The following is a 5206-nucleotide window of genomic DNA, read 5'->3' as shown; positions in this document are numbered from 1 at the left end:
TTTTTCTTTCTTGACATAACTTTCATTCCTTTATTGTATATCAAACAAAACGAAATTTCAAAATTTTTTAATTAAAAAAATAACCGATAATAATCGGCTATTTTTATCTTTTTTTATTTTTCTTTATTGTCTTTATCGTTAATTATAAAACCAGTGCCCGATGGAACAAGCTTTCCAATAATTACGTTTTCTTTAAGACCCTCAAGATTATCTTCTCTTCCTTCAATCGCGGCTTTTATCAAAACCCTGGAAGTTTCTTGAAAAGATGCTGCTGAAAGAAAACTATCTGTTGATAAGGCAACTTTTGTAATGCCCAAAAGAACTGGTTTTTCTTTTGCTTCCTCTCCATTTTCTCTTTTAATTTTATTATTTACTTCAGCAAGTCTTGCTCTTGAGATAACTTCCCCTTTTGCGAAATTAGAATCTCCCACTTTTACAATTTTTACCCTTGAGAAAAGTTGACGAATAATTGTCTCAACATGTTTATCATGAATCGAAACACCCTCTTCTGTATAAATTTTTTGAACCTCATTTAAAATATATTTTTGGGCTTTTTCCTGGCCAGCTGCTTTAAATAACTTCTTGATATCAATCCTCCCTTCTATTATTGCCTGTCCCGGAACAACCATCTCTCCTTCTTTTATTAGGGTATCAACTTTTGCCGGAATTTTATATTCTTTCTTTTTCTTTTTTTCTGTTTTTACTTCAATTATAGTTTCTGTTCTTTCTTTTTTAATCTTAAGTACTCTCCCTGGTTCCTCAAATATAGGAGCTTCTCCCTTGGGAGATCTTGCTTCGAAAATTTCTTCAACACGCGGTAGACCAAGAGTAATATCTCCAACTCCTGTAACACCTCCAGTGTGAAAAGTTTTCATGGTCAACTGAGTTCCTGGTTCTCCAATCGCTTGAGCTGCCACAACTCCAACAGCTTCTCCAAGTTTCACAAGCTGGTGTGTTGTTAAATCCATGCCATAACATTTCTGACAAATCCCCTTAAGACATTTACAGCTTAGGGGTGAACGCACATTAAATGACTCAATATCTTCATTTTCAATTTCTCTTAATTTATTTTCATCAATAATCTCCCCTTTCTTTAAAAGTACTTTCCCTTTTTTATTTTTTATATCTTCAAGAACTATCCTACCGAGCAATTTCTGGAATAAGTCTTGATCTAACTCTTCAAAACCTTTTTTTTGAATTATTATTCCTTTTCTATCACCACAATCCTTTTCTTTAACAATTAATTCATGAGCAACATCAACCAACCTTCTTGTAAGATATCCTGCACTTGAAGTTCTTAGGGCAGTATCTACAGTTCCTTTTCTTGCGCCATGAGTTGAAATAAAGTATTCAAGAGTTGTAAGTCCTTCATAATAACTTTTTTTAACAGGTAACTCTATAGTCTCTCCAGCTGGGTTTGCAACAAGTCCTTTCATCCCAGCCATCTGAAATGGTTGTGCCCAAGAACCTCTCGCACCACTATCAATAATATAAAAAACAGATCCGTCCTTTGAGATAGAATTTAAAACTTCTTCCGAAATTTCGTCTTTTGCTCTTTGCCAAATTTCAATAATTTTATCCTTTCTTTCCCTATCTGATAAAAATCCTTGCATATATTGTTTTCTAATTTCAATTTCTTCTTTTTCAGACTTTCCCAAAACTTCTTGTTTTTTCTCTGGCACAATAAGATCATCTATACCCCAGGTGATACAAGAAGATGTTGATGCCTCAAAACCAAGATTTTTTATGCTATCGAGAAAATTAATTGCTCTTTCGTGGGGATATTTCTCTATTAAAACAGTAATTAAAGACTGAATTTTTCTTGAGTCCTTAAGATCATTCTGGTAAGGAAAATCCTTGGGCAAAATGTCATTAAAAAGAATTCTGCCGACAGAAGTTTCAATGAATTTTTCATTACACTCTATCTTCCTTTGTTTAAAATAATCACAATCTTTTAATATCTTTATTTTTGCCTGAGAATCTATCTCTCCAAAATCAAATGCTATTTTTGCCTGAGTTGGACTTGCAAAAATCTTACCTTCTCCTTTTAATCCAGGCTTCACTTTAGTTAAAAAATAACAACCAAGTATCATTTCTTGTCTTGGAATAGCAATTGGACGTCCCGTGGCTGGCTTTAAAACTCCTTTTGTTGAAACCATTAGATCTGAAGCTTCTCTTTGGGCTCTTTTAGATAAAGGCAGAAAAACTGCCATTTGGTCACCATCAAAGTCAGCATTAAAAGCAGGGCAAACCAAGGGATGAATTTGGAGAGCGTTTCCTTCGATTAATAATGGCTTGAAAGCCTGAACAGAAAGTCTATGAAGAGTTGGCGCTCTATTCAAAAGTAAATATTTACCATCAATAATTTCTTCTAATATTTCCCAAACCTCCTCTCTTTCTTCAGAAATTAAAATACCAGCGCCTCTTACATTATGAGCAAGTCCCCTTTCTATAATTTTGTGTATTATAAATGGCTTAAAAAGTTCGAGAGCCATTTTCTTTGGGATACCAACCTCATCTAATTTCAACTCTGGTCCCACAACAATAACAGATCTTCCAGAATAATCCACTCTTTTTCCAAGAAGATTCTGACGAAATCTTCCTTGTTTTCCCTTAAGCATATCGGCTAAAGACTTCAATTCTCTTTTACCTCCTGTACTTGCTGTTGTCTGTTGTGGCTTTCTCCTTGATGAATTATCTATTAGAGCATCAACAGCCTCCTGTAACATTCTTTTCTCATTTCTTTGTATAATTTCTGGAGCGTCAATCTCTTTTAGATATTTTAACCGATTGTTTCTATTAATTACTCTTCTGTAAAGATCGTTTAAGTCTGAGGAAGCATATCTTCCGCCGTCAAGCTGTACCATGGGACGCAAATCCGGCGGTATCACTGGAAGGTTTGTTAAAAAAATCCACTCTGGGCGAATTTCAGAGTCAATAAACTTCCTTACAAGACTGAGACGTTGGCGGATTTTCTTTTTATTTTCTTGACTAGATTCTTTATGTTTTGATTCAAGTTCTTTCTCTAATTTCTTAAGATCCATTTTTTCAAAAATCTCCCTCAATGCTTCAGCTCCAGTTCCTGCTTTAAAAATAGAACCATACTTTAAAGAAAATCTTCTATAACCGTTCTCAGATATAACAACTCCCTCTTTAAGATCTTTAATCTCTTGAACCGTCTCATCTCTTATTTTCTTTAACTCTTCTTGCTCTTTTTTATTATTTTTCTCTTTATTTTTTCTCTTAAACTCTTCTTCAACATCTTGAAGTATTTTTTTCTTAGCTACTTCGTCTACCGAGATGACAATATATGAAACGAAATAAACTATTCTTTCAACATCTTGCATCGGTTTTCCAAGTAAAAGTCCTACCCTCGAAGGAACACCCCTGAAAAACCAAATGTGAGCGACTGGAGTTGCAAGTAAAATATGACCCATTCTTTCCCTTCTTACAGATGACTTGGTAACTTCAACTCCACACTTATCACATATAATACCTTTATATCTTATTCTTTTGTATTTTCCACAATAACATTCATAGTCCTTTGTAGGGCCAAAAATTTTTTCACAAAAAAGACCATCTTTTTCTGGCCTCTGAGTTCGATAGTTTATTGTCTCTGGCTTTGTAATTTCACCATAAGACCAAAGAGAAATTTCTTGCGGAGAGGCAAGACTTATTTTAATTGCATCAAATCTTTCTACTTTTGACATAATTTTTTCGGGGCAAAATATTAATGCGTCAGCTCCCTAATTTTTGCGGGGCAAAATATTAATGCTTGCTCCGTATTATTTTTCTTCCTTTTCTTTTTTTATTACCTCAACATTAAAACCAAGTGATTTTAACTCAGAAACTAGAACGTTAAAGGAAGAAGGAATATTTGGTGTTTTTATCTCCTCTCCTTTTACAATTGATTCATACGTTTCAGCTCTTCCCGGAACATCATCAGACTTTATAGTCAACATTTCTTGGAGAGTATGAGCCGCTCCATATCCTTCTAATGCCCAAACTTCCATCTCACCAAATCTCTGTCCACCAAATTGCGCCTTACCTCCAAGTGGCTGCTGAGTGATTAAAGAATAAGGACCGATTGATCTCATGTGGATTTTATCTTCAACCATATGAATTAATTTCATAACATACATATACCCTACTGTTATTTTTTCTCGGAAAACCTGGCCCGTCTTTCCGTCATGCAAAAGAACTTTTCCGTCTTCGGGCAATCCCGCTTTTTTAAGCTCTTCTTTTATCTCTTCAACAGTGGGTCCGTCAAACACGGGACACAATGATTGATATCCAAGTTTTTTTGCTGCAAAACCCAAGTGTGTTTCAAAAATTTGACCAATATTCATTCTTGAAGCAACAGAAAGGGGGTTAAAAATAATATCAACGGGTTTTCCATCTTCTAAAAATGGCATTTCCTCTTCTGGTAAAATTTTTGCTATAACGCCCTTGTTACCGTGACGTCCTGCTAATTTATCACCCACTGAAATTTTCCTAAGATATGCAATTTCAACTTGAATTTTTTTAATAACACCAGGCTCAAGTAGGTCTCCCTTTTCAGCTTCAAAAACTTTTACTCTAATAACTTTCCCGCGTTTTCCGTGAGGCACAACTAAAGAAGTATCTTTTATGTCCTGTGATTCTTCTCCGAAAATTTTCTTCAAAAGCATCTCTTCTGGCGTTAATTCTTCTTTTCCTTTTGGAGAAATTTTTCCAACTAAAATATCGCCCTCTTCAACTTCTGCTCCGACTCTTATAATTCCGTCTGAATTAAGATTTCTTAGTTTTTCTTCAGAAACATTTGGAATATCGTTAGTTGTAACTTCCGGCCCGAGTTTTGTTTCTCTGGCATCACAAATAAAATCTTCAATATGTAAAGATGTGAAAAGATCTTTTTTAAGAACCTTCTCTGAAATTATAAGAGCGTCTTCATAATTCGCTCCTCTCCATGGAATGAATGCACAAAGAAGATTTTTTCCAAGAGAAACTTCTCCTTCGCTTATAGCAGCTCCATCTGAAAGGGGTTGATCTTTTTTTACCACATCTCCTTTATTTACAGTTGGTTTTTGATGAATACCAGTATATTGATTTGACCTTACGTAATTTAAAAGTTTGTATTCTCTCTCCTGTTTCTTTTCTTTTACCACGATACGAGAGGCGTCTACTTCTTTTACCTTTCCATCTTCCTGGGCAATTATTATCTGGC

At 34.7% G+C, this 5206-nt stretch carries 2 protein-coding genes; both read right to left on the bottom strand.

Going from position 1 to position 5206, the window contains the following annotated elements:
• Positions 1–113 precede the first annotated feature (113 nt).
• Positions 114–3710, bottom strand: a complete 3597-nt coding sequence (rpoC, locus tag PHI88_03650; GenBank protein ID MDD5552222.1) for a DNA-directed RNA polymerase subunit beta' — start codon at positions 3708–3710, stop codon at positions 114–116.
• A gap of 75 nt (positions 3711–3785) precedes the next feature.
• Positions 3786–5206 (bottom strand): DNA-directed RNA polymerase subunit beta (locus PHI88_03645; GenBank protein MDD5552221.1); only part of this gene is annotated, 1421 nt, incomplete at its 5' end.

It is taken from the genome of Candidatus Paceibacterota bacterium (genome assembly GCA_028716825.1).
In the GTDB taxonomy this organism is placed as follows: Bacteria; Patescibacteriota; Minisyncoccia; order Minisyncoccales.
The sequence above is the reverse complement of the archived record's forward strand: the minus strand, read 5'-3'. Positions and strand labels throughout refer to the sequence as shown.

What these genes read in the sequence shown, in the direction of transcription:
- rpoC (MDD5552222.1), bottom strand. Translation starts at nt 3,710, where the DNA reads ATGTCAAAAGTAGAAAGATTTGATGCAATTAAAATAAGTCTTGCCTCT.